Origin of the sequence: Erysipelatoclostridium sp. An173, assembly GCF_963931465.1 — a bacterium.
In the GTDB taxonomy this organism is placed as follows: domain Bacteria; phylum Bacillota_I; class Bacilli_A; order Erysipelotrichales; family Coprobacillaceae; genus Thomasclavelia; species Thomasclavelia merdavium.
The window spans coordinates 283,900-309,385 of sequence record NZ_OZ007017.1 but is presented as its reverse complement, the minus strand read 5'-3'; the positions used below and the strand labels follow the sequence as shown (position 1 = coordinate 309,385).

23 protein-coding genes, 1 pseudogene and 1 riboswitch are annotated in these 25,486 nt (G+C 28.8%); of the genes and pseudogenes, 5 read left to right on the top strand and 19 right to left on the bottom strand.

Translation table 11 applies throughout. The features are described 5' to 3' along the window. Positions 1 to 8 precede the first annotated feature (8 nt). Positions 9 to 776: an EFR1 family ferrodoxin gene (locus ABGT36_RS01500; RefSeq protein ID WP_346676455.1), complete on the bottom strand. Its 768-nt coding sequence runs from the start codon at positions 774 to 776 to the stop codon at positions 9 to 11. Positions 777 to 804: 28 nt separating this feature from the next. Next, positions 805 to 1,425: a DUF6198 family protein gene (locus ABGT36_RS01495; RefSeq protein ID WP_346676453.1), complete on the bottom strand. Its 621-nt coding sequence runs from the start codon at positions 1,423 to 1,425 to the stop codon at positions 805 to 807. Positions 1,426 to 1,579: 154 nt separating this feature from the next. Here ABGT36_RS01495 and ABGT36_RS01490 point away from each other — a divergent pair, with 154 nt between their 5' ends. Continuing rightward, positions 1,580 to 2,317, top strand: a complete 738-nt coding sequence (locus tag ABGT36_RS01490; RefSeq protein WP_346676451.1) for an SIS domain-containing protein — start codon at positions 1,580 to 1,582, stop codon at positions 2,315 to 2,317. 14 nt (positions 2,318 to 2,331) lie between these two features. Here the strand turns inward: ABGT36_RS01490 and ABGT36_RS01485 are convergent, their stop codons facing one another. The 6 genes from ABGT36_RS01485 to ABGT36_RS01460 all read right to left on the bottom strand — a co-directional run bounded on the left by ABGT36_RS01485 (position 2,332) and on the right by ABGT36_RS01460 (position 9,943). Next, on the bottom strand, positions 2,332 to 3,006 hold the full coding sequence (locus tag ABGT36_RS01485; protein WP_346676450.1) for a hypothetical protein: 675 nt from the start codon (positions 3,004 to 3,006) through the stop codon (positions 2,332 to 2,334). A 21-nt stretch (positions 3,007 to 3,027) separates the two neighbouring features. Then, complete coding sequence (locus tag ABGT36_RS01480; protein WP_346676448.1) at positions 3,028 to 6,258, bottom strand: DEAD/DEAH box helicase; 3,231 nt, start codon at positions 6,256 to 6,258, stop codon at positions 3,028 to 3,030. A 102-nt stretch (positions 6,259 to 6,360) separates the two neighbouring features. Then, positions 6,361 to 7,086 carry a Tim44-like domain-containing protein gene (locus tag ABGT36_RS01475; protein ID WP_087298878.1) on the bottom strand — a complete coding sequence of 242 codons (726 nt, stop codon included), beginning with the start codon at positions 7,084 to 7,086 and terminating at the stop codon, positions 6,361 to 6,363. Positions 7,087 to 7,263: 177 nt separating this feature from the next. Then, positions 7,264 to 7,785: a hypothetical protein gene (locus ABGT36_RS01470; protein ID WP_346676446.1), complete on the bottom strand. Its 522-nt coding sequence runs from the start codon at positions 7,783 to 7,785 to the stop codon at positions 7,264 to 7,266. 239 nt (positions 7,786 to 8,024) lie between these two features. Then, the gene (locus ABGT36_RS01465) at positions 8,025 to 8,612 is read right to left on the bottom strand and encodes an HAD domain-containing protein (RefSeq protein WP_346676445.1); all 588 of its coding nucleotides are present in this window, start codon (positions 8,610 to 8,612) and stop codon (positions 8,025 to 8,027) included. A gap of 2 nt (positions 8,613 to 8,614) precedes the next feature. Further along, on the bottom strand, positions 8,615 to 9,943 hold the full coding sequence (locus ABGT36_RS01460; RefSeq protein ID WP_300081380.1) for an MATE family efflux transporter: 1,329 nt from the start codon (positions 9,941 to 9,943) through the stop codon (positions 8,615 to 8,617). A 188-nt stretch (positions 9,944 to 10,131) separates the two neighbouring features. Between ABGT36_RS01460 and ABGT36_RS01455 the strand changes: the two genes are divergently transcribed. Continuing rightward, positions 10,132 to 10,866: an HAD-IIB family hydrolase gene (locus tag ABGT36_RS01455; RefSeq protein WP_087298870.1), complete on the top strand. Its 735-nt coding sequence runs from the start codon at positions 10,132 to 10,134 to the stop codon at positions 10,864 to 10,866. A gap of 10 nt (positions 10,867 to 10,876) precedes the next feature. Here the strand turns inward: ABGT36_RS01455 and ABGT36_RS01450 are convergent, their stop codons facing one another. Beyond that, entirely contained in the window at positions 10,877 to 12,055 is a 1,179-nt protein-coding gene (locus tag ABGT36_RS01450) for a PucR family transcriptional regulator (protein WP_087298868.1), read from the bottom strand. A gap of 158 nt (positions 12,056 to 12,213) precedes the next feature. Between ABGT36_RS01450 and ABGT36_RS01445 the strand changes: the two genes are divergently transcribed. Further along, the gene (locus ABGT36_RS01445; RefSeq protein ID WP_255376183.1) at positions 12,214 to 12,345 is read left to right on the top strand and encodes a hypothetical protein; all 132 of its coding nucleotides are present in this window, start codon (positions 12,214 to 12,216) and stop codon (positions 12,343 to 12,345) included. Between the two features lie 48 nt (positions 12,346 to 12,393). On the opposite strand, the gene rho is transcribed toward ABGT36_RS01445, so the two are convergent. From rho to ABGT36_RS01395, 10 genes and pseudogenes are all read right to left on the bottom strand, one after another. Continuing rightward, complete coding sequence (gene rho, locus ABGT36_RS01440; protein WP_343215439.1) at positions 12,394 to 13,596, bottom strand: transcription termination factor Rho; 1,203 nt, start codon at positions 13,594 to 13,596, stop codon at positions 12,394 to 12,396. Positions 13,597 to 13,955: 359 nt separating this feature from the next. Beyond that, a complete protein-coding gene (locus ABGT36_RS01435) occupies positions 13,956 to 18,068 on the bottom strand; it encodes a chitobiase/beta-hexosaminidase C-terminal domain-containing protein (protein ID WP_346676444.1) in 4,113 nt (1,370 codons plus the stop codon). 154 nt (positions 18,069 to 18,222) lie between these two features. Beyond that, positions 18,223 to 18,924, bottom strand: a complete 702-nt coding sequence (locus tag ABGT36_RS01430; protein ID WP_346676443.1) for a GntR family transcriptional regulator — start codon at positions 18,922 to 18,924, stop codon at positions 18,223 to 18,225. Positions 18,925 to 19,045: 121 nt separating this feature from the next. Next, positions 19,046 to 19,285, bottom strand: coding sequence for a TIGR04076 family protein (locus ABGT36_RS01425; protein ID WP_239404291.1), 240 nt, complete (start codon positions 19,283 to 19,285; stop codon positions 19,046 to 19,048). Between the two features lie 568 nt (positions 19,286 to 19,853). Beyond that, a complete protein-coding gene (locus ABGT36_RS01420) occupies positions 19,854 to 20,135 on the bottom strand; it encodes a PTS sugar transporter subunit IIB (RefSeq protein ID WP_087298860.1) in 282 nt (93 codons plus the stop codon). A 154-nt stretch (positions 20,136 to 20,289) separates the two neighbouring features. After that, positions 20,290 to 20,874, bottom strand: coding sequence for an SIS domain-containing protein (locus tag ABGT36_RS01415; protein WP_346678615.1), 585 nt, complete (start codon positions 20,872 to 20,874; stop codon positions 20,290 to 20,292). A 51-nt stretch (positions 20,875 to 20,925) separates the two neighbouring features. Beyond that, positions 20,926 to 21,078: pseudogene (locus ABGT36_RS01410) on the bottom strand (MurR/RpiR family transcriptional regulator); the annotation flags it as partial. 45 nt (positions 21,079 to 21,123) lie between these two features. Continuing rightward, positions 21,124 to 21,888 carry an HD domain-containing protein gene (locus tag ABGT36_RS01405; protein ID WP_087298856.1) on the bottom strand — a complete coding sequence of 255 codons (765 nt, stop codon included), beginning with the start codon at positions 21,886 to 21,888 and terminating at the stop codon, positions 21,124 to 21,126. 116 nt (positions 21,889 to 22,004) lie between these two features. Continuing rightward, on the bottom strand, positions 22,005 to 22,724 hold the full coding sequence (locus ABGT36_RS01400; protein ID WP_346676442.1) for a dihydrofolate reductase family protein: 720 nt from the start codon (positions 22,722 to 22,724) through the stop codon (positions 22,005 to 22,007). A 66-nt stretch (positions 22,725 to 22,790) separates the two neighbouring features. After that, positions 22,791 to 23,273, bottom strand: a complete 483-nt coding sequence (locus tag ABGT36_RS01395) for an HD domain-containing protein (protein WP_308697611.1) — start codon at positions 23,271 to 23,273, stop codon at positions 22,791 to 22,793. Between the two features lie 170 nt (positions 23,274 to 23,443). On the opposite strand from ABGT36_RS01395, the gene ABGT36_RS01390 reads away from it, so the two are divergent. Together ABGT36_RS01390 and ABGT36_RS01385 are read left to right on the top strand one after the other, a co-directional pair. Continuing rightward, positions 23,444 to 24,016, top strand: a complete 573-nt coding sequence (locus tag ABGT36_RS01390) for a PepSY domain-containing protein (RefSeq protein WP_346676441.1) — start codon at positions 23,444 to 23,446, stop codon at positions 24,014 to 24,016. A 136-nt stretch (positions 24,017 to 24,152) separates the two neighbouring features. Next, a riboswitch (Fluoride riboswitch) is annotated at positions 24,153 to 24,227 on the top strand. A gap of 46 nt (positions 24,228 to 24,273) precedes the next feature. After that, positions 24,274 to 25,479, top strand: coding sequence for a sodium:proton antiporter (locus ABGT36_RS01385; RefSeq protein WP_087298848.1), 1,206 nt, complete (start codon positions 24,274 to 24,276; stop codon positions 25,477 to 25,479). The last annotated feature ends 7 nt before the right edge of the window (positions 25,480 to 25,486 follow it).

The following is a 25,486-nucleotide window of genomic DNA, read 5'->3' as shown; positions in this document are numbered from 1 at the left end:
TGACTGAATTAATCAGTTTTCTTTTGGACAATAATATCTTGCAAAGTAACATCAGGATGATGATACTTAAAGCGCCTTTCAATATCTTTTTCTTTACTCATATAAATTGCTTCTTTAGGACACCAGTGAAAACAAGCTAAACAAGTAATACAATTATCACCAATTATTGCATGGTTGTTTTCTACTTTAATATTATCCATTGGACAAACACGCGTACAAATACCACAACCTATACATTTATCATCAGCTTTTATACCACGCATATTATATGCTTTTAAACCAACTACTGATGGTTCAACGCTAGCTAATTTTGAAAAATCTTCTTTTTCTTGATTAACAATTTTACTAATCAATCCTTGAATATTCTTTCTTTGATTATGTAATGCTTCATCCATTTCTTCTTTAGTACTTAAATAACTATTACCAGGCATTGAAATACCAACATTTAATGATAAAGCCGCCTTTCTTGTTTTTAATAAATCATCTAAGCGTTTGCCAATATCGCCAGGATGACCTCGATATGTCGCCACCAAAAATACATATGGATTATTATTAAAATTCATTTTTTCAATCACTTGGCGAACTAAGTATGGCATATCTCCATAATAAATTGGGAAAATAAAACCAATCTGTTGATGATCAACATTAATTTGATCTTTATTTTTTAATGAACCAAAAGATATAATATCACAATCATTTGGTAATTCTTCTGCTAATATTTTCGCTGTTGTAAGACAATTACCAGTTGCCGAAAAATAATATAATCCAGTTTTCATAAATAACTGCCTCCTTATTATAATTTTATTATATCTTACTTTCTTGCAAATGATTATAGATATTTTGATAAAGTGCTACAAAACGACCAATAAAAATCGCTGAAGCAACGGTTCCAATTCCAATTCCTAAAATATATCCTTTAGTAACCAAACAAATAACTACTGTTAACGCAATAAAAACTAAATCAGCGATATTTTTAACAAAACCAAAATCTTTATTTGTCACTTTGCCAATTGTATGTACTAAACCATCAGCCGGATTTAACACAATATCACCAAGTACCATTAAAAAAGCGCCTAATGCTGTTAACACTATCGCAATTATTAAAATAACAATTTGCATATAAAAAGCAGTTGGTTCATAACTAAAAAAAAGATCATAAAAATCTATTAAATAACCAAAAATAAAAGAAAATGGTAATTGGATAATTACTTGTAAATCAAATCTTTTTAGCAATATTAATTGAATTATAATAAAAACAAGATAAACCATTGTTGTCATTGTTCCTAAACTTACTGATAAAATATTAGCTAAAGCATAAGGCAACGTATTAATCGATCCTACACCAAGTAAAGATTTAGTATTTAAAATAATACCGATTGCTAAGACATTCATTCCTACAACAAAAACAATAAATCGCTTAATCATTTTCTCATCTCCATATCAATTGGTATTATATAAAGAATCAAGATATCATTCTATTTGATAACAACAAATTTAAACAAGATTTAAAAAATAATCCAAAAATATTTCTTATTTATTAAACATTGTTCATAAGATATAATTAAATCATGTGATAAACATGTTAATTATTCAAAAAATGGAAGTAATAAAGCTTAGTTCTAATGAAGAAATAATCAAAAATTTTATTTTAGAATTACAATATTTAAATAGCCATTTTCAACAAATCGATGCTAATATTCCTTTTAATAGCCAGGATAATATCATGAAAATTGCTAATAAAATTGGTACTTTACAAAAAGAAACAATCGACGATACCCTTACTTTATTAGACCATGACAGTTTACAACAAGCGCTGACATTAATAAAAAACTGTTCTGCTATTTATCTTTTTGGTACTAGTATGTCTTATATTGCCGCTCAAGAGTTTTCATATGCTATGAAACGTTTAGGCATGCCAGTTGAATTTTGTCTTGATCCAATTGAACAAGTTTTTCAAACCCATACTTTACCTAGCGATGCTTTAGCAATCATTATTTCCTATACTGGCGAAACTGCTCCAATAGTTAATGCTTGTCAGATTCTGCAAAAACGTAAAATTGCAACGATTACAATAACCAGTATCGGCGATAATATGATCAATAAATATAGTGATGTTAGTTTATATTTATGTACTAGAGAAAATGTTCATAGTAAAATCAGTTCATTTTCAAGTCGCCAAAGCATTCATACTATATTAGATATTTTATTTAGCTGTTATTTTGCATTTAATTACCAAAATAATTATCAAAAAACAATTACTATGAACAAAACAATTGAATTGAAACGTTATTCATCAAATACTAAAATCAACCAATAAAAAACCAGGTTTCATTATGATTCCTGGTTATAATAATTATCAAATTTATTTTCAAAGTCATAGCCATAATAAAGATACTGACCATCTTCATCATCTCTTAAAAACCAAATATACTCATTATCAACATTGCCATAATGTGAATACTCATAATTAGATGGAAATGTATAAACTTTCGCTAAATTTTCATAAACATCTTGATCAAATTCCAATAATAAATCATGAACTTTAGGACTGATTTTTTCAACAGCATCACTAATGTCTTTTTCTGATAATTCATTAGTAGTGATATCATATCGATAAAACTCAAAATCACGTTCAATCACATTTGAATCAGGATATTCATTATACCCTAATGTAATAGATGTATAATCATATTGAAAATTTAAAACAATAACATAATTTTCATCGCCTTCCCAATACATCTCGACATCTTTTAATGTCCCTACTAATTTATCATCATCATAAATATTGTAACTGTGACAAATAGTATCATCATTTTCTACATCAGTCTGATCTTCTTCTTTTTCATCATCACTAATTGCCTGTTTAGTATTATCTTCAAGACGCAAATCCTGGTTTTCTATTAGATAACAGTAATAATCAAAATTATTGTTTATTTTATTTTCACTACTACAACCTGTATTTATTAATAATGTTAGTAATAGTATACTACTAAATACTTTGTTCATATTCTTTCCCTTCAGTCCTAATTAAATTGAAAATAAATCAATTATTTCTTCAGTCGACATACTTGTGATATTACCTTCATTATTTTCTACAAAAGTATCGGCTAAATTTTTCTTTTTGTTTTGTAATTCCAAAATCTTTTCTTCTACACTATTTTTCATGACCAGTTTATAAACAGTCACAACATTTTTTTGACCAATACGATAAGCCCGGTCAGTAGCCTGATTTTGTGCTGACATATTCCACCATGGATCAAAGTGAATAACTGCTTCGGCTGCGGTTAAATTTAAGCCGGTACCACCTGCTTTTAATGATATTAAAAAGACTGTAGTATCGTCATTTTGAAATTGCTCAACTAACTGATGGCGTTTTTCTTTAGATGTTGCCCCTGTTAATTTATAATAGCTAATCTGCTGTTTTTCTAATTCGTCACTAATTAAATCCAGCATCGATGTAAAAGATGAAAATAATAGCACTTTTTGATTATTTCCCTGGAAATTTCTTATTAATTCTAGACATCCCTCTAATTTAGAAGAAATATGTAAAATATTATCGTACAACAACCGTGGTTCACAGCATATTTGACGCAAACGGGTCAACATCGCTAGAACGACTATTCGGTCAACCTTTTCATAATGCATTTTTTCTTGTAATTCTTTATTTACCTGCATTAAATTAGCTAAATATAATTTACTTTCTTCTTCACTAAATTCCAGTAACATTGTTTTTTCAATTTTATCTGGTAATTCTTTTAAGACATCCCGTTTATTTCTTCTTAAAATAAATGGACTAATTAATTTTTTTAATTCTAACTGTTTATCTTCATCTTGATTTTTTACAATCGGTGTTTCATAAGTACCTTGAAAATAATGATAGTTAAATAAGTAGTCTGGCATCAAAAAGTCAAAAATCGACCATAATTCTGCCAATGAATTTTCTATTGGTGTTCCGGTTAAAGCGAAACGATGTTTAGAATTTAACGATTTAACTGCACTAGCATTTTTAGTTTTAGGATTTTTAATATACTGGGCTTCATCTAAAATAACAAATTCAAATTCATAATCTTCATATAATTTATAATCACGGCGCATATAATCATAAGTAGTAATTAAAACATCAGCTTCATCAAAAGCACTAATTGCCTTCTTTCGTTTCGTTAAATTGCCATGAACACACTTGCACTTTAAGTTAGGCGAAAAGCGACAGATTTCATCATGCCAGTTCAACAATAACGATGAAGGACAAACTACTAAACTTGTTTTATTAACATCACGACATTCATCTAATAAAGCGATAATCTGTAAAGTTTTACCAAGTCCCATATCATCAGCTAAAACTCCCCCAAAACCGTAACTTGTAATCAACCTTAACCACTGGTAACCAAATTTCTGGTAATCACGCAAGATTTTTTGATAATGATTAGATAAAGCAAAGGTTTGTTTTTTGGTACTTTTAAAATTATCAATTACATTTTTAAAAACATCACTACGATTAAAAACTAAATGATTACTATTATCAGCTTTATTATCAATGCTAAAAGCACGATAAACATTCATATCTAAATGGCCATCTTCTATCATATTAGCACTTAAATGATAGTCATTCATTAAATTATCTAATTCTTCTAATTCATCTGATTCTAAATATAACAATTTCCCACTTTTTAAACGATGAAATTTCTTCTTGCGCCGATAAGCATTTAAAACATCAGTTAGTTCCTGACTTGGAATATCGATACTATCAATATCAATTGCAAGTAAATCATTTTCAATACTTACCCCAACAGTAATTGAAAACTGTGATTTTTGACCAATCTTTCTTAAAGCATCACTAACCATAATTTCACAATAGTTAGCTAAAAAAGATAATCCCTGGTTTAAAAATTGATAAGTTTTTTCATTATCTAAATTTAGATAAACACAATGTTCATTATAATCAATAACATCACTTATTTCTTTTAAATAATTTTCAATCAAATCAAAGTCCATTGATGTATTAAAACCATCATGGTCAAAGCTATAAAAAATCTGATTATTTTGTTTACACTCTAAATAAAATTTGACTTGTTCATACTCATCAATATCACCATATAGTGTTAATACTTCAGCTTCAGCTTCAGTTTTCGAATCACTAAAGTTCACACCATTTATATCAAAATATTTTTTAATATCATTAAAAAGATATTTATTAAAATCATTTACATCTTTTTTAGAAAGTAACAATTCATCTTTATTTAAACAGTTTTTTATAAACTGTAAAGCTTTACCATCATTATCTAACTTTATTAATTCAATAGTATTATCTTCGATCAAATAAATATCTTTTTTACCACAAATACCATTAAAATCTTCTAACTCTATTTGATAATAATCATCTTGTTCTATTATATTAAGTGCAATTAACCGATCAATTTCATAAAAGTTTAAATGAAAATTAGTATTTTCAAGCTGGCTTAATGTTTCGTAAATATAATCAATATTAGTAGAATCTATTTCTATTTCATTTTTAAAACCACCAAAGTAGGGATAAAATTCATAATATTTTTGGTTATTTAAACAATATTTCATTAACTCTATAATTTTTAAAGCATCTTCACTAAATGCATTTAGGGTATGAACAAATTCTAATTGTTTTCCATATTTGACTAGTTTATTATCTTCTATTGCCTCAATAAACTTAGTGATATTTTTGATTGCATATTTCTTTTCATTGCCAACTCTAAATTTTAAAGCATAATAATCAGAAGTAATAATTTGAACTTCGATGTCTTTTTTGGATTGACTAATTAAACTAAATTGATTAATTTTATCTTCTTTATAATTATTAATCAAATTTCTAGTTAATGATAACTCACTGTTGATTCTAGCTTGTTTTTGTTTTTCCTGAAATAACATCAATTGTTGTAAAAATGCATTTTCATCATTGGTCTTTTCTTCAAAAATAAACGGAAAATAATCGGGTGACAATTCTTGAACTTTAAATAGCACCGCTGCAATATGACCGCAAGCTGATATATCATCACACCAGAAACAATCACATTGATAATCAATAATTTTATTATTTTCATCAACTGTTATTTGACAATCATTTTGATAACTATCATTATCAACAACGCCTTTAATTAAATAATGATTGTTTCGATCGGCAGTTATTTTGATTTTTTTTACATATCCACTCTGCCAGTAATTACGGCCAATATTTAAATTACGAGTATCACTAACAATGGATTTTAACTCTTTATCGGTTACTAGCATGTTTTTCTCCTTTATTAAACAAAATATTTGATTCTTAGTTTAATAATTTTACCATTTTAATTTGATTTTTACCATTAATATTTAAAAGCTATTAATTCATTTCTATTTTTCAAATTCATCTTGTTGTAAAATCTGATCTAAATAAATATTATTCTCATTTCTAATAAATTTCCAATACTCAACAAAAACATCATTATTACTTTCAATAATCTGATTTTCCTGATCAAGCATCTTATCATTCATTTTACCTTCTATATAAACCCAAAAGTAATCCTCATTATTATCAGTACTATCATAAAGATTGACCACATCATGTTTTAATAACTTAATATTGCTTAATACATTTCTCTGACCTTGAAATTGTTGCCAATTAAGTTTAATTTGCCAGCTTTCATATAAGGATGGACTTAAATATTGCTTTAAAACTTCTAGATTTTGATTTGACCATGCTTCCTGAATTGCATAATAGCATTTTTCAACCTGTTGTTTTATTCTCTTTTCATTCCAAAAAATATCTTGATCATCTAATATATCTAAAGTCTCACTAACTTCACGATGCATTATTATAGCTCTTTGTCTTCTTTTGTAAACTGTAAACCCAGCTATTGAGACCATTACTAAACTAAAACCAGCCATACTAGCTAATCGTTCAATCGGACTTTGGTTATAGGTACTTCGACCTCTTGTTGTATGGGATGATCTACCTGTTCCACCGCCAGAACTACCTCCAGAGCCACCACTTGAGCCACCTCCAGCTCGTGCTAAAACTGGTACTGGGGTAAATATTAATAAAACTAATAAAATTATTATAATTACTTTTTTCTTCATATAATCACCACATTTATTTTACTATAATCTTTATCATTATTAAATAAAAAAGGTAGTGTTACCTACCTTGATGTAGCCAAATAACTATTTTGGGCTGATTGGGTATAATAATTGGTATCATTATCTGGCTACAAAATGATTATACAAGTTGAAGTTACCTTTAAGGCAAGAACTTTTTTAATATATCGAAGTCAACCAGCCATCAATAAACTGATTCATTGTTTCTAAATTATTAACATCTTCACTAGTTAACCCTAGTCCTGGTAAGATATTTGCATTATTAATATACGTACTAGCCTGACTTTCTAATAAACTAATTTCATCACTTCCGACAAACAACAATGATACATCTTTATTTTTAAAATCAAATGATTTTAAAGTCTCTTGGATTGTATTGTCAATATTATTATTTAAAACTACTATTGTAATAATTATTAAATCATAATCATTTATATCAAGATTATTAATTTCACTTATCAAATGATGATCACTAAGCATTTTTTCATTAATAGTTGTTGCTAGTAACTTGGCTGTATCATTATTATCTTCTTGTAAAATTAATATCTGACGATCAAAAGCAAAATCTTCATTTTCGGTTTTTTCTACGACTTCTTTTTGATTATCTTGATTATCATTATTAATATTTATAATTACTCCTACTAATAATAGTAAAATAAGAATTCCTATTAGCTTTTTCATTTTTCTTCCTCCTATTTTTACTATATTGGTTAAACCATAGTTTAGAGCAAGAAATTTTAATATTTTACAAAATTACCCATTTTAATATAAAAAAGAAGGAAGTATTACTTCCTTGAAAATCTATATCTAATAGTAAAGCACCAAAATGACAGATTGATATTTTTATAAGAAAGGAAAAGCGCTACATTTTAGCTGTTTTACTACACAGCCATACTATATAACTTAAAGTAAACTTTAAGTCAAGAAATTATTTTTAAAATTTTTAAAGCCTCAAAATAATTACTTTGGCTAAAATAGAAATCATCTTTTTGATCAACAAATGTCCTAACAAAATGATCAGGAAAAAAGTTTGAAAGATCAATATCATCTATTATTACAAATTGACTCACTTCATGACTATTTAAATACTCATTAATCTCCAGCACTCTATTTCTAATAAAAATGCCATATTTTTCAATCTCTTTATATTTAGCAACAATTTTTTCATCAAACTGCTGATAATCCATTGTCATTTCTAATAAATATTTATCTAATCCATGAATCTTAAATAATCTTTTCAAATAATCAAAACCTAAATAACGCCAATTTGAAGTTATAACAATCTTCGCTTTACTTTCATCTAGTAACTTTTTTAAATTACTAATTGCTTCTTGATACCAATCTAAATAAACCGCTGCAATATTATAGCCATCATCATCTAGATAACTGTTATCATTTAGCTTTTTAGCAACCTCTTTTTTTACTGCTTGTAAATTACAATCAAATCTTTTTAAATTAGTAAAAGGCTGTAATACACCATCAATATCTAAAAATACTATTCGATTCATGATTAAACTAACTGCCTATTCATCCATTTACCACTAAAATAACGCCAGATAAAGAAGATGCAGCGAACTATCCAGTCAACAAACATCGCTAACCAGACCCCAATTAAACCTAATCCTAAATGTTGTCCTAAAACATAGCTTAAACAAAATCTAAAAATCCACATTGAAGATGCTGAAACAATCATTGTAAACTTAGCATCATTACTAGCCCGTAAAGCATTAGGGAAAGTAAATGAAGCTGGCCAGATCGTTGCAGCAAAGAAACCATGTAAAAAAATACATTGATAAGCAAGATCGATCGTTTGTTCAGACAAAGAATATAATTTTAAAATTGTCGGTGTCGCTAATAATACTAAAATTACAGCAGAAATAGTCGCTAAATAAGTGATTTTTAATAATTTTTTGATATAATACTTAGCCTGTTTATAATCATTAGCACCGACACACTGTCCTACTACAGTAACCATCGCTAATGACATAGCCATTCCAGGAATAATTTGCATTTGTGCTAAATTATTAGAAACGGCATTAGCAGCAATTGCATAAGTTCCAAATGTTGCTACTAAACTTTGAACTAATATTTTACCAAATTGGAACATCCCGTTTTCTAAACCAGATGGAATCCCAATAGTTAAGATTTTCTTGATATAAACTAAATCGAACTTCCAATGACGATAATCATCGACATAAAGATTATTATCTTTATTTGTAAGACATTTCAAAATTACAATACAACAGACCATTCTAGCGATCAATGTCGCTAACCCAGAACCTAAAACTCCTAATTTTAAGCCAAAGATGAAAATTGTATTAAAGATAATATTGATAACATTCATGATTGCACTAGTAATCATTGAAATCTTAGAATTACCAATTGCTCTAAATAAAGCGGCCCCAGAATTATATAAAGCAATAAATGGATATGATAGTGCTGAAACTAGAAAGAAAGTTTCGGCATTATTCATAACGCCACTATCTACATTACCAAAAGCCAAATGTAATATTGAAGTATTAAACAACAATATTACCCCCATAATGATTAAGGATAGAATTGCTGTTATTAATAATAACTGTTTAGCTGAAAAACGCGCTTTTTCAAGTGAACCTTGCCCAATAAACTGTGCCGCAACTACAGCACCCCCAGTACCTAAAGCGGCAAAGACATTAATTAATAAAACATTGATTGAATCAACTAGTGAAACTGCCGAAACAGCTGCTTCCCCAACACTAGAGACCATGATCGTATCACAAAAGCCAACTAGAATTACTAATAATTGTTCAATCACTAGTGGTATGATCAGCTTTTTTAATGCCTGATTTGAAAACATCATCTTTATAACCCCCTTTGAATAAATATTATACGCTTAGTCAAGGACATTAAAATGATTTTTCATTTTTAGAAACTAATTGATTAACCAAATCTTTACATTTCTTTATCATAAATATCTTCTTAATTATTTTTAATTATTTTAAAATAAAATATGTTATAATCTTGATGAATATTTTATAGAGGTGACTTATGATTATATTAGCTAGTGATTTAGATGGTACTTTGTTATTTAATGATGTACCAGGACAAGTAAAAAAGGAAGATATTGAGGCAATTAAAAAGTTTCAAAATAATGGTAATCTATTTGGTGTCTGTACTGGTCGACCAATTGGAGATGTAAAAATTGATGCAATTGATATTGATTTTTATGTTGTTAGTAGTGGAGCTGTAGTTTTAGATAAAAACCGCCAGGTAATTAGCGAAGAACTAATTGATGAAGATATTGTTTTTGCAATCTACAACAAATATATTGATCAAGTTTATGTTTGTGTTCATGGTGATGGAAAATTATATAATACTAAAGATGGTCGTTTTAATTTGAATACGACTCGTATTGATGCTGTTGAACAGTTAAAGGGACATCATCTTTATGGTTTATCTATTGATGCTTTAGATGAAAAACGAGCTAAAGAAATTACTGATGAAATAAATGAACAATTTGGTAACTATGTTGATGCATATCAAAATATTGATTGTGTTGATATCGCTAAAAAAGGTTGTTCAAAAGGATCTGGTTTAAAGATCATAAAAGAAAAAATGAATCTTAATGAAATTTGTGGTATTGGTGATTCTTTTAATGATTTACCAATGTTAAAATATGTTGATAAAGCTTTTACATTTAATTCTTCTAATCAACAAGTTAAAGATCACGCTGATTATTTAGTTGATAGCCTTAATGAAGCGATTAATTTATTAATGAAATAGACCATCAAAATTATGATGATCTATTTTTTTTAGCATTCATTATTTTTTTAATATAAAACGCCAATAAATATTCCATTTTTTCATCAATACTTTCAAATTCACAATTAAGCAATTCCTTAATTTTATTCATACGATAATTGATTGTATTACGATGCATGTATAGGTTTTTAGCCATTGCCTGCATTGAACCATCATAAACCAGATAATAATACAGTGTTTTTTCTAACTCGCTATGATGCTTTTGATCATAATTGATCAATGGCTGTAATAAACGATAATACATACTAATCAAAATTTGTTTATCTTCGATTGAAAATAAAATCTGATAAACACCCATTTCTTCAAAATTAATAATTGGATAATCAAATTTCATAGCCATATTAACTGCTGCCAATGCTCTTTTATAACTTAAAATAAGCTGGCTCAAATCACTCATCTGACTACCAATTCCTACATATAAAGAGTTAGTTAACATTCTTTTTTTAGAACGTTTATACATTTTATCAATTACCTTTTCTAATATAGTTTCTTCTAAGTTATTAACAATCAATACAAAATGACTATCAAACCAGAAAAAAGTATAGGGACTATCGATTTTTTCTAAACACAGTTGTAATTGAAAACTAATTCTTCTTCGTTCAATGGCATCAAACTGATCTGAATTTTCAATTGCAATTAATACAACCTGGAATAGTCCATCTACATCAAAAGATCCCATTAATGACTGTCTAATCTCTTCAACTAAATGAGGTTCGACAAATAGTTTTTGAAACATAATAGAAATCTGCTGATCTTCACGTTCTGAATGTAAACAGCGCATACTTAAATCTTTAATCAAATCAGCCATCGACACTTCCCAAGGCATTACTAATAAAGGGAAATCCTGTTCATTACAATAATCGATTATATCTTGAGGAACTTCAAAAATATATTTACCAGTATTAATAATCAAACCAACAATGTGATATTTAACTAATGATTTAACAAAATCAAATAAAGTATCATGAGTTTGAAATCCCATACCAGTAGTAACTGCTAATTCTTTTCCCCATAATTGTTTAATAATTGTAGTATCTTCAATCATGTGGACCCAGCTAATTGCATTACTGCAACCATTTTTACCAGCTAATAACTCTAAATGATATATATCTTGTGTTTGTACCAGTGCATCTTCAATTGTAAATCCCATAGTATCACCCCTTTATTTCTCTTTGTGCATATTGCACAATTTTGCTTCTTATTTTCATTAGATTTGTCCCTACTAATCTACAAACATTGATATATAATAATATTGTATTAAAAATAAAACATTTAATCATTGTTATCATTTCTAGGAGGGACCATTTTATGAACTTATATTATGAATATTATGCTGCAACAAAAAATTATAATTCTTATCCTGCATGGGTAAAAAGCGAAGGTTATTTCAATTGTGAACATTTTTCAAGAATCATCAGTTTATTTAGAAACAGATTTTAAGCAACACCAATAATAATTAGACAAGCACATCACGTGCTTGTCTTTATTTTAAAATTTCTTTTTCTTTATTATCATTTCAACTAATTCATCATTATTCTTAGTTTTTTCAAACATATATAATAAAGAATCTGCAGCCTGTTCGGCCCTTAAATCATTAAATCCTCTTCGAATTATTGTCATTGCCTCTTGTTCTTTAGAACTTAACAATAAATCATCTCGTCTTGTTCCCGATTTTAAAATATCAATAGCTGGGAAAATTCGTCTTTCTTGCAATTGACGACTTAAAACAACTTCCATATTTCCAGTACCCTTGAACTCTTCGTAAACAACATCATCCATTTTACTTCCCGTATCTACTAATGCTGTTGCTAAGATTGTTAAACTACCACTTTCTCGAGTATTTCTAGCAGCCCCAAAAAAGCGTTTTGGCATATATAATGAAGCTGGATCTAGACCACCCGATAAAGTACGGCCTGATGGAGTACATGTTAAATTATAAGCCCGAACCAAACGAGTAATACTATCTAAAAGAATCATTACATCTTTACCATGTTCTACTAAACGTTTAGCGCGTTCAATTGTCATTTCAGACACTTTTTTATGACGTTCAGACATTTCATCAAAAGTTGAATAGATGACTTCAACATTTTCACCTTGAATTGCTTCTTTTATATCTGTTACTTCTTCTGGTCGTTCATCAATCAATAAAATCAATAAATGCATATCAGGATAGCTTTCATGAATTGATAAAGCAATATTTTTTAACAACGTAGTTTTACCAGCTTTTGGTGGTGAAACAATAATTCCTCTTTGCCCTTTACCTATTGGAGATAATAAATCAATAATTCGCATTGATATACTATTATTTGCTTGATCCAATTTTAATCGTTTATCAGGGAAAATAGGTGTCAGTTTTTCAAAATTTTGTCTACTTCTAGCTGCGCTAGGATCTTCTCCATTTATTAAAGTAGTATACATTAAAGCTTTATATTTTTCAGTTGCTTTTGGTTGTCTAATATAACCTGTAATAAAATCCCCTGTCTTTAAATTAAAACGATGAATTTGAGTTTGAGAAACATATACATCATCACGACTCGCTAAATAATTAGAGTTTCTAATAAAACCATAGCCATCAGGTAGTGTTTCAAGAATCCCAGTTACAATTTCCCCTTTACTAACTGAACTTTCAATTTCTTCACGTTTTTCTTTAGGTGTTCTTTCATCTAAAAAAATACTGTCACTTGTTTTCATTAAAATATTCCTTTCATTATTCATACTTTTATAAGTAAGTTACAGCTTTAGGTAAATCTTTCTACAACAAAAAACCTTAATGACATTTATTTATAAATATCAATAAGTACGATAAATATTAAGATAATAATTTTAATTGATTGATAAAATTTAAGAATTGTAGAAATTGAGGTATGATATTAATTTATAATTTTATATTTATTACCTAAAGAAACTTTTTGCTTACTTGTTGACGAAATAATTATAGTTTATAGATAGAATATTTGTCAAATTAAACTAGAAAAATTAGATAATTCAATATAATTTTTTCTACAATGTAAAAGAGCTATGATTAATTAGTATTCATAGCTCCTTTATGATTAAAACTTATATTTCTTTTTTAAACAGAAGATACCTAGCATTGGCAAACTTGACAATAATACCATTGGTACTAGATTTAAATCATCTCCCGTTTTTGCTGCTTGACTAGATGACAACGAAACTCCCTGATCAGTATCAGAAGTATTATTTTGATTATTTGAAGGAATTTGTATTGGTTGATCAGTATTATTACTATCTCCTGAATCTACTGGTTGATTTGGATCTTCAGGTATCTCGGTGTTTTCTAATACTTCGATCGTATAATTAGCTTCGCTAGTATTACCCGCTTGATCACTAGCAACAATCTTAACACTATATACTCCAGCTTTATCAGCATTAAAATCACTGGTAATTGAAAGTGCATCATTTTTTATAACACCATCATGATCATCTTTGACAAATAAATTAATGATAGTTTGAATATCATTATTTATGCCAATTTGAACTTTAGCATCATTTCCTTCAATTACTGGTGCTGTTTCATCAGCTGTTGTTTCTTTCATATATTTCGATAATTTATCGGCATATTTATCGTTTCGAGTAAAATTGAATGATGACCATTTAGCTTTGATTGTTTCAAAACTATCATTATAAATATCAACTTTTGTACTTGAATTATCTGGCATAGTATACATACCCCAGCTACTATTATCACCAGATACTTTATAAGTCCAGCTAGTATATGACCAACCTTGTTCATTAAAGATTTCTAATCCATAATCCCAGCTTACTTCATTTGAGAAGAATGTAAATTCCCCAACAAAAACTGGTACATTATAATTAGTATCTTCTAAATATTTTACTTTACTTTCAATAAATGCTTTCTGTCCATCTGCATTCTTTTCAACATCCCATCCATAGAAATGATATTGATAAACTACATTTTCCCAACCATACAATTCTGGATTTGGTAAATGAGTTGGTTCCCAAATTGCCTGCATTTGAATAATATGATCTTGATCGATTGCTCTAACCGCATTATAAAGACGGTCATAAACTTCAAATTGTTCGGTACCTACAGCACCACCAGGTTCATTTAATAAATCATAACCAGCAACCCAAGCGTTATCTTTATATCTTTTAGCAATTGCTTCCCATAGTTTGATAGTTTTAGTAATATTCTCTTCGTTACCAAAGAAATTACCAACATCAGGATTAGAAGTATCTCCTGAGTGATCTTTACCATTTTGAGAACCAAAAGCTCCATGCATATCAATTAAAGTATAAATATTATATTTAGCAGCATTTTCAATAAACCAGTCTAAACGATCAAATGCTGTTTCTTTTAAAGAACCATCTTCATCACACATTTCAAAATAAGTTATCGGTAATCTTAAACAATTTACGCCTTCTTCTTTTAAGATTGCAAAATCATCTTCAGTAAACCAATTATCTTGATAAATATTAATTAATTCCCAGGCTTTTTCTTCACCAAAACGCTCGCTGAGAACGGCCAAAGTAGTTTTTTGATCCGGAGAATTAACTGGACATTGCCAATTTTCCATTACCAGCCAGCCACCAATATTAGTTCCTTTTAATTGCACCACTTCTCCAGCACCATAATTATTTCTAATTACTTTACCATCCGTTTTCAAAAATACTGATTGTTCATCGGTAATAGTGATTTCACTAACAGCAATATCACTAACTTTACCGTTTTTAATAGTTACTGCTTTAATTACCGTATCTTTAGTTACATAGAAAGCATCAGTAAATTGGAAACTATTTTCATCAGGATTAGTTCCATCTAGCGTATAATAAATTTCACCACCATCAGTAGCTGTTGTCATCGAAACTAATTGTCTTTGTCCAAATTTACCACTGTCAGGTGTAATTTCCGGTTTAACAACATCTTCAATTGGATTAATTACATATTCATGGGTAGCAACTTCACTTAAGCTATCACTGTTTTTATAAGTAGCGGCGACTTTAAACACTGTGTTTTCACTAACTAATAATGGTTGTGTATAATGCGTAGATTCAATCGTTGGATTACTTCCATCAGTTGTATAATAAATTTCTACTTGATCAGTATCCGGAACTCTAAATTCTACTACTACTGAACCATCATAGGTTCCCGCTGCTTTATCAGCGGCAACTTTGTTAGGTGCGATTACATAATCAAGCGTTGTAATGTCACTTTGTTTACCATCACGAATGGCAACTGCTTTAATTGTCATCGTTTTATCAATCGTTATATATCCTTGGGCTACATTAGAATCAACAGTTGGATCACTTCCATCAGTTGTATAGTAAATCGTCGCATCAGGATCTGATAATAATTCCACTGCAGAAGCACTATTAAATAACAATTGATCAGTACTTGGATATACTTGTTGTGGTGCTGTTGGGAATTTGTATTCAAAAGTCATCACATTTCCAAGCTGGTTACCATCATAAGAAACAGCTTTAATTACTGTTGTTTGTTTAACGGTAATTGCTTCTGTATACTTAGCACTTGATAAAGTTGGTGATGAACCATCAAGGGTATAGTAAATATCTAAACCATCAGCCTGTAAAGCAACACTCATTTCTTTAGAATATTTTCCTGAAACTTTGCTGGCAACAACATCATTAATGATATTACTATCTTGATAGTAATCTAATGTTACTACTTCACTATATTCACCATTATCATAACTTACAGCTTTGATTGTTGCAGTATCATTTAACGTAATCTTACCATCATATTTAGTACTATTAACTGTTGGTTGACTACCATCTAATGTATAATACATTGATGCATTCATATCATTAGTTAAACTTACCTCAATTGAATCCTTAAAAATATATCCAGATTCAATATTAGCTTTTGGTTGACTAGGAGCTATATCTGGAACTCCAGTTGATAAATAATTATCAAAATATAAATCATCAATATAATAAGTTCCTGCATTCCATTGTCCCATTCGAACACCAGTTACTTTTGTCTTATCAATACCACTAATATCTGATAATTTAATATAATATTGACTCCAATTATTTTTAGAAGTTGATGGTGACCGCCAGTCATAACTCGATTCATTACCATCAGCGTCAATCAAAGATAACTGCATAGTATTGCTTCCTTGAGTATCTTTAATATGAAAGATAAAGTATTTTAAATCAGTGACATTAACTGGATGGTTAAAATCAATTTTAACATTCCCATCTGTCTTAGAGGTTCCATTGCTTACTTCTTTGACATATTTTAAACTTTGCTTACCATTATGCTTTTCATCACTTACAAGTTGACAAGATGCATTGCTGGCAGCAACTGCATTAATACCGTCTTCAAAAGTTTGGACAACTACCGGAGTATAATTTGAATTATCACTATGATCAATTTTATAATCAAATTCATACACATCACTAATATTACCATTTTGATATGCGATTGCTTTAATTAGCATATCATCATCGACTTCAATTGCCTCTCGATATGATGTACTTTGATTAGTAGGCTGGCTACCATCAGTTGTATAATAAATTGTCTGGCCGGCCTGAGCACTTAAACTTACCTCAAAAGTGTCATTGTAAGTCCCTGAAGGCATGCTGGCACTAACTGCTAAATCTTTAGCCGTAATATCACTAAATTGAATATCATCAATTAAATATGTCCCTGCATTCCATTCGCCAACATAAATACCTGTAATTTGTGTTAAATCTAAAGCACTAAAGAGATCAAGACTGATTGATACCTGAGTCCACTTTCCAGCTGTTACATTTCCAGTCCATTCTCCTTCAATACTTTGACCTTGACTATCAATTAAAGATAAACGAACACTGTTTGCTCCAGCATCTTTTACCCATAGAGTAACATACTTATAAGAAGATACATCTACTGGTTGTTCTTTCTTGACGATCATACTGCGATAAGTTAAGCTAGGCCAATCACTGCTGGTTACTTCAAGACTGGCAACCTTATTACCGCTACCAGTAGCTGATCCAGCGACAATCCCAACCTTAGCATCATTTGTTGCATGAATATTGCTATCTGCATCTTCAAAATTTTCAAACATCAAAGGTTCCCTTGGTTCACTTTCTAAAGCAAAAACATTTACCGGACCACTACCAAAGAGCATCGCTATTAATACAACTACTTTTAATATTTTTCCTACTATTTTTTTCATTTTAACCTCCCATTCATTAGTATTATTTAAATTTATTGGTATCAACATATAACATTATAATTGATTTTTTAGAATTGTAAAGCGTTTTCATAAAATTTATACCTATAAATTTTATTTATTAGAAAAAATAAAAGATGTCAAGCGACTTGACACCTTAACGTATTGAAGCAGCATAAAAGTTTGCATACTTATAATTATATATTACTTGTGAAACATTAAATAATAAACCATTATCTAAATATACTGTATCTGATATAACTAAACCGGGATCACCAGGATTTAGATCCAACAAATCGGCTTGTTGCTCATCTAGTTTTATAGCACAAATATGTTTATCGGCAAAACCAAATTTTAGTTTTAAATCGTCTTGTAAATAACTATAAATTGATTTTTCAGCAATTTCTTTACCTAAATATGGAACTATTTTTTTATTATAGTAGCTTAATTCTAAAGCAAATTTTTTATCATCAATAATTCTTAATCGTTTACAAAAATAAATCAAATCACCAATTTCACATAACATTTTTTTAGCTAACTGTTCATCAGCCGATAATAATTCAACCGCTATAACTTGATTAGAAAAAGCACTATTAGGAAAATCATGGGTTAAACCATTAGTCCCAGTAATTGGTATACTATTATCGTTATTTCTTTGGCGAATATAAAAACCACTTCCCTGTCTTGAATAAATGATTCCTTGGCTAGTAAGCATCTTTAAAGCTGAACGAATTGTATTACGAGATACTTGATAATATTCAATCATTTCATCTTCCGTTGGTAATTTAAAAGTATTTTCAAATTCTTTTTGTTTAATTCTTGCAATTATATCATTTGCAACTGTCTCATATTTTGCCATCAATATCCCCACTTTCTTATTCAAGAATATCATACCAAAATCAAGATGGCAAATATTTATAGGAATAAATTAAATTTATTATTAACTTTAATACTAAAAATCTCTATTACCATCTTTTATCTTATTCATCAACTCGTTCTATTTTAAAAATCACTGGTCGTGTACCATCATTACAACAAGCAATCATCTCATTTTCTTCTTTCATCCAGCCTTCCATGATTGAACCACCCTGTAATCCAGCATAAATATAACGACTTACACAATCCCAGGCCTCAGAACAAAATTTACCATCTAACATATGCCAAAAATCATCTTTACCATTACCTTTTTCAATAATAAATTCTTGACCAACTTCAAACATCGGACAAGGTCCCGATTAGGATCAGCACAATATTTTTCCAGTAATTCAGGATAACATTTTTTATCAATAACTATAACTTTTACTTTTGCCATTTTCATTTTCTCCTTTATAACTCTTCACCATTTGATTTAATTACTTTTTGATATCAATAAAAACTCTTTTCAAAATTCCTTTCCCACTTCAATTATATCAATTACTCTTAGTCCATTTGTTAGTGTTTTTTATGATACCTTATAAAAAATAATCTTCCAATACTTAACATAACAATCAATCTAACATTCAAATTTATTGATTATATACAATAATATTTCAAAATAATTAGTTATTAGTTCTAGTTCAATTATTCTACACTTAAGTTCCATTTTTGTCATTAAAGTAATATCTTCTTGGTAATGGCAATGAAAACAAAGCCATCAAAAATATCCTTATAAAAAAAGCAACTAGTTGTTGATAATCGTCTATCAGCTTCATTGTAAGCTCATTTAAATGATAAACAATCAAAATCATTAACTAAAACTCAGAGTTACTTGTCTGCTTTTCCATAAAAATCATTATATAATTTTAATGCCTAGTCTAAAACATTAGCACCATTCATAGTTCCATAATCACGCATATCTACTACATCAAAAGGAACTTTTCCAGTACAAATCTGTTCAACATTTTTTAAAACATAACGAACTTGTGGTCCTAAAAGCAAGACATCAAAAGAACCCATGCGATCTTCAATCCCTTTTTCAGGACCTGCATCGATTGATACCTCTATCCCTCGCTTATCAGCCTCAGCTTTCATTTTATTCATTAATAAACTTGTAGACATTCCACCTGCACACGCTAATAAAATTCTGATCATTTTCTTTTCCTCCTTATTTTTCTAAATAAAATATATGATTTTTTGTTGATTTTATCAATATTATCGTTATCAATAGGAACACTGTAACTTTATTTAATCACTATTAACAAATATTTAAGTTACACGGTAACAAAAAATAGGAATGCAAATATTCCTATAACTTTTTTAAAAAAATCTGATCATAAAGACTCTTAATTTTCTTACTTTTATCAAAATTTCGAGCAACTAATATACTATAGATTAAATCAAAAATATATTTACACGCTGTAAAATAAACAAGTTCTCCAATTCGATCCATCTTTTTATCAAAAGGAGCATGAATCGTATAACTACAATAATCAGATAACTTATTATTACGATTACTAGTAATAGCAACAGTAGTAATCCTTCTACGCTTCAAAGTTAAAGCCATCTCTAATAAATATGTATTTAAAGAAAACTTACTAAGGATAATTACTAAATGATCATTAGAAACACTAAAAGTAAAATTTAATTGTTTATCAGTTTCATGATAGACAGTCACAATTTTACCTACATTACTAAAACAATGAGCAGTATACTTAGCAATCATTGCATTAGTATCATTAGCAATTATATCTAAATAATTGGTTGTTTCTAATAATTCAATTATTTTATTTAACGTTGTAATTGAAAGCATCTCTTTCATTTGCTTAATAACATCAATTTCTAATTGAGCGGTTTTATTAATTAATGAGATATTATCTTCACCTAAGTTTATAGAATAATTATTAATACTAAGATTTTTTAAAACATTACCAATATTATATTTAAATTCATTATAGTTACTATAACCTAATTTTTTTATAAAACGAATAATTGAAGTAGCACTAGTATAGGTTCTTTTAGCAAATTCACGTGACGATAACTTAGGTATTTCTTCAATATGTTCAATCATATAGGTAGCAATAATAATTTCATTTTCACTTAAATCAAAATTTTCTTATAGTTCTTTTAAAATATCCATCTGTTATTCCTCAATATATTTTAATGATAACTGTTTTAGTTCTTGATATTTTTTAACTGTTAATTCGTCTTTTGGTGTAATCCGATCAAATAAACAGTTAATATAATTATTTTCCTTAATATATTCTTTACTAACATCAAAATGCAAATCAAAGATAAAAGCAATATAAGAAAGCCATTTATCTAAATTTGTTTGTCGACTAGGACTATATATCAACTGACAATTTACATACTGCTTATAGACACTATCACTAATTTTTTCTAACTCCAGCTGGTCTTTTGAAACATTTAATAACGTTTCCAAAGTTTCAGTTTCTTTCACTCTAAAATTATCTAATTTATCACTATCACGGATCAAATAAATAAACAATAATTCCCGTTCATTAAAATTTCCAGTTACTTGATATTTATTATGTTGCTCAATAGCAACTTTAATTAGACGATCATATTTTCTTGTTGTCACAAACTCTTTAATTAAACCCTGTTCAAATAATAATTTACTAGAAAACATGGCATGGTCAATTGTTCGATAATCTTCAAAACTTTGATAAATACGATACTGCTCAAAACGACCGATATCATGAAGCAAAGCAATAATTAACGCAATTTGACTATCTTCTTGATTTAGATTTAATTTTTGACACAAGTACTGCATATTATTTACAACTTTATAACTATGAACAATTTTCAATTTAATTGCTCCGATATTAGTATCATAATTAGCAACATATTTTGCAAATCGCTTTTTGGCGTGAGTAAATTCGCTCATTTCTATCTCCTCAATAAATATTAAATGATTTAAGTTACTTTTTATTATACTAGCAAATTATAAATAATAAAAGATTTCCCAATGATTTACATATCATCAAGAAATCATAAAACAAATTATTTTCTTTTATGATAATTTAAATAAATACCCGAATCAGTTAGAATTTCACTTTTAGTCAAACTATATTTCACTGGTGAAATTTCTGCTTTTAAATATGCGCCATTACCAAATAATGTAGCGCTTTGATCGCCACCAACAATCGGTGCAATAATTAAACTAATTTCATCAATTAAATCAGCACTTAAAAATGTTCCATTAACAACTCCGCCACCTTGCAATATAATTTTTTCAATACCAAAAATATCTCTTAATTTTTTTATAATCTCTTTTAAATTAAAATTATTAGCTTGGCCACCAATTAAATAAGAAACATTCAAACTTTGCAAATAAGCTAAATAATCAGCACTTACACTATCACTTACTACAGTTATTACTCCCTTATTTTTCAAACGACTATCTTTTAAAACCTCGCTGCTCCATCCAATCTCACCATGAGGATCAATAGCAATTACCCATGATTTTTCTAATCCATGATGGATAAAATCTTTTTTTTCAACTATTTCTTTAGAAAATGACGTTAAATCCAGCGTCTTACTATCACCATATCTTTCCACTAATGTCACACTACCATAAACAATAGCATCCCCATTATACTCTTTGGCCATCTGTTGATAAATCAGCGCTAGATTTAGCGTTGATTCAAAATTAAAAAAATTACCAGAAATCTTGCCATCAATCGATTGAAGCATATGACAAACTATATACGGTCTTTCCATACTCTATGTTCCTCCTTTTGGTTCATTATATATATTCAAGCAAACTCTAAGTCAACTCTTATTTTATTATTCATAAATATATTCTAGTAATTTAATGCCAGTAGCTGTTTTAAATACTTTATTTTTCATTGCAGCAATAGTTTTATTATCCGCATTCATTTCATCACTATTAACTAAAAAATCAGCTTCCAATAAGATTTGATAATCCAAACCATCAATATTTTCATAAGTATGATGATGCCCTACCAAATAGGCAATACGATTAATTTCCAAATCAGTTAATGAAAAAGGTTTTAAAAAATCATAAACTAAGTCCGGCCCTTCAATTTCCTGAAATTTACCATTGCTATTACCATACTTTTTTCGACATAAAGGACACGCAATATCATGAACAATTGCCGCAATCTCTAAAATCTTTTGTGTTTTTTCATCCAACTGCTCTAACTTACCTATTAATCTAGCATAACTATGAACTTTTAAAAAATGCGCAATATCTTTTTTATTTCCATTAGCATAAATGATCATTTCCTTTAAAATCTCTTCAACCATACAACCCCTCCTCATATAATATTTTAGTACTTTTATAAATATTAAGCTAATATTACTTATAAATATACTAAGTTTTATGAGAAAATTCTTATTTAATTATTATCTAACTTTAAGGTATTCCAGCTAAAATTACAGTATTATATAGATGAAAAGAAAGAGAGGTAATCGATATGAAAAAATTAAGTTTATTAATGTTATTAGCAATAGTATTAGCAGGATGTGGCAATAATAATAAAGTAAATGCTTTAACTTTAGAAGAGGCACAAGAAATTGCTGTAGCTGAAGTAGAAGGAAAAAAAGTTTTAAAAGCTAAACAAGATTATGATGACGGTATTACTTATTATGATTTTACAGTAGTTACTGATAATGAAAAATATGAAATTGAAGTTGATGCAAATGATGGTACGATTTTGAAAAAAGAAAGAGATAAAGATTATGTTAGTAATACTAATGAAGGTACTGTAACGCCTGTTGATAATGGTAATACTACAACTAACAATAATAATACTACTAATAATGGAACTTCTAACCAGACTACTACTAATATCATCAGTAATGAAGAAGCACAAAATATTGCTTTAAATAAAACTGGTGGTGGCTATCTTGTAAAATGTGAATTAGATCATGATGATAATATGATGGTTTATGAAATTGAAGTAAAGAATGGTAAATATGAATATGACATTGATGTTAATGCTAGTAATGGTGAAATTTTAAAATACGAACAAGATTATGATGATTAATTTTTTAAAGCTAATGACTCTTCCATCATTAGCTTTTTTATATAAAATCTATTTTATCCAATAATATAATTCTAAACATATTTATCTTTTCTACAACAGCTACTTTTTCTTTACATTTTTTAATAAATTTTTTATAATACTATCTGGGAATGAGGTTCTCCCTAGGTATAAACCTAAACCGCTTATTAAGGCTGATGACTTCTACGACCTTTTTCGTCGTGGAAGAATCAGCTTTTTTTAATTCAAGGAGGGGAAAAATGTTAACATCACTTGCATTAATTTTTTTAGTTGGCTTATCACTAGCCGGAATCTTTCAATTACTAAAATTACCTCGAATTATTGGTATGTTATTAACGGGGATAATTTTAGGTCCGTATGCTTTAAATCTACTTGATGATTCAATCTTATTAATCTCAAGTGATTTAAGACAAATGGCATTGATTATTATATTACTTAAAGCTGGTTTATCTTTAAATCTTACCGATTTAAAAAAAGTAGGGCGACCAGCCATTATGATGTCCTTTGTACCGGCCAGTTTTGAAATTCTAGCATTTATTTTATTTGCACCAGCAATCTTAAATATTACTAGAATTGAAGCAGCTGTTATGGGAGCAGTATTAGGAGCGGTATCGCCAGCAGTAGTAATTCCACGAATGGTTCAATTAATGGATAGCAAATATGGTACTAATAAAAGTATTCCACAACTAATTTTAGCCGGAGCTTCTTGCGATGATATTTTTGTAATTGTATTATTTACTACTTTTGCTTCAATGGCCCAAGGTGGCAGTGCTAAATTAATCGATTTTATCAATATTCCAATATCAATAATTTTAGGTGTCATCCTTGGAGCTATTACTGGATATATTATTAGTACATTCTTTGAAAAAGCATATACTTTAAACCATTATGTTCGTAATAGTACTAAAGTAATTATTATTTTAGGTGTTTCTTTTATTTTGATGGCAATTGAAACCTGGTTAAAAGATACAGTATCTGTTTCTGGATTATTAGCGGTAGTAAGCATGGCATGTGTAATTAAAATAAAAAGCCCTGATGCAGTTTCTGATCGTTTATCGGAAAAATTTGGTAAGCTATGGATCGGTGCTGAAGTTTTATTATTTGTTTTAGTGGGAGCTGCTGTTGACATCCGTTATACAATGGATGCTGGAGTGGCCGCTATATTAATGATTTTCATTGCTTTATGCTTTAGAGCGATTGGGGTTAGTTTATGTCTTTTAAAAACACAATTGAATTTCAAAGAACGTTGTTTTTGTATCATTGCCTACATCCCGAAAGCTACAGTACAAGCAGCTATCGGTTCAGTTCCTTTAGCAATGGGACTAGCCTGTGGTCAAATTGTTCTTTCTGTTGCTGTTCTAGCAATCTTAATTACTGCGCCACTAGGGGCAATTGGAATGGATATTAGTTATCAAAAATTACTTACTCAACAAAAAGACGGCTAAGACCGTC

Coding starts and splice junctions, on each gene's coding strand:
- ABGT36_RS01500 (WP_346676455.1), bottom strand. CDS start 776: ATGAAAACTGGATTATATTATTTTTCGGCAACTGGTAATTGTCTTACA.
- ABGT36_RS01495 (WP_346676453.1), bottom strand. CDS start 1,425: ATGATTAAGCGATTTATTGTTTTTGTTGTAGGAATGAATGTCTTAGCA.
- ABGT36_RS01490 (WP_346676451.1), top strand. CDS start 1,580: ATGTTAATTATTCAAAAAATGGAAGTAATAAAGCTTAGTTCTAATGAA.
- ABGT36_RS01485 (WP_346676450.1), bottom strand. CDS start 3,006: ATGAACAAAGTATTTAGTAGTATACTATTACTAACATTATTAATAAAT.
- ABGT36_RS01480 (WP_346676448.1), bottom strand. CDS start 6,258: ATGCTAGTAACCGATAAAGAGTTAAAATCCATTGTTAGTGATACTCGT.
- ABGT36_RS01475 (WP_087298878.1), bottom strand. CDS start 7,086: ATGAAGAAAAAAGTAATTATAATAATTTTATTAGTTTTATTAATATTT.
- ABGT36_RS01470 (WP_346676446.1), bottom strand. CDS start 7,785: ATGAAAAAGCTAATAGGAATTCTTATTTTACTATTATTAGTAGGAGTA.
- ABGT36_RS01465 (WP_346676445.1), bottom strand. CDS start 8,612: ATGAATCGAATAGTATTTTTAGATATTGATGGTGTATTACAGCCTTTT.
- ABGT36_RS01460 (WP_300081380.1), bottom strand. CDS start 9,943: ATGATGTTTTCAAATCAGGCATTAAAAAAGCTGATCATACCACTAGTG.
- ABGT36_RS01455 (WP_087298870.1), top strand. CDS start 10,132: ATGATTATATTAGCTAGTGATTTAGATGGTACTTTGTTATTTAATGAT.
- ABGT36_RS01450 (WP_087298868.1), bottom strand. CDS start 12,055: ATGGGATTTACAATTGAAGATGCACTGGTACAAACACAAGATATATAT.
- ABGT36_RS01445 (WP_255376183.1), top strand. CDS start 12,214: ATGAACTTATATTATGAATATTATGCTGCAACAAAAAATTATAATTCT.
- rho (WP_343215439.1), bottom strand. CDS start 13,596: ATGAAAACAAGTGACAGTATTTTTTTAGATGAAAGAACACCTAAAGAA.
- ABGT36_RS01435 (WP_346676444.1), bottom strand. CDS start 18,068: ATGAAAAAAATAGTAGGAAAAATATTAAAAGTAGTTGTATTAATAGCG.
- ABGT36_RS01430 (WP_346676443.1), bottom strand. CDS start 18,924: ATGGCAAAATATGAGACAGTTGCAAATGATATAATTGCAAGAATTAAA.
- ABGT36_RS01425 (WP_239404291.1), bottom strand. CDS start 19,285: ATGTTTGAAGTTGGTCAAGAATTTATTATTGAAAAAGGTAATGGTAAA.
- ABGT36_RS01420 (WP_087298860.1), bottom strand. CDS start 20,135: ATGATCAGAATTTTATTAGCGTGTGCAGGTGGAATGTCTACAAGTTTA.
- ABGT36_RS01405 (WP_087298856.1), bottom strand. CDS start 21,888: ATGAGCGAATTTACTCACGCCAAAAAGCGATTTGCAAAATATGTTGCT.
- ABGT36_RS01400 (WP_346676442.1), bottom strand. CDS start 22,724: ATGGAAAGACCGTATATAGTTTGTCATATGCTTCAATCGATTGATGGC.
- ABGT36_RS01395 (WP_308697611.1), bottom strand. CDS start 23,273: ATGGTTGAAGAGATTTTAAAGGAAATGATCATTTATGCTAATGGAAAT.
- ABGT36_RS01390 (WP_346676441.1), top strand. CDS start 23,444: ATGAAAAAATTAAGTTTATTAATGTTATTAGCAATAGTATTAGCAGGA.
- ABGT36_RS01385 (WP_087298848.1), top strand. CDS start 24,274: ATGTTAACATCACTTGCATTAATTTTTTTAGTTGGCTTATCACTAGCC.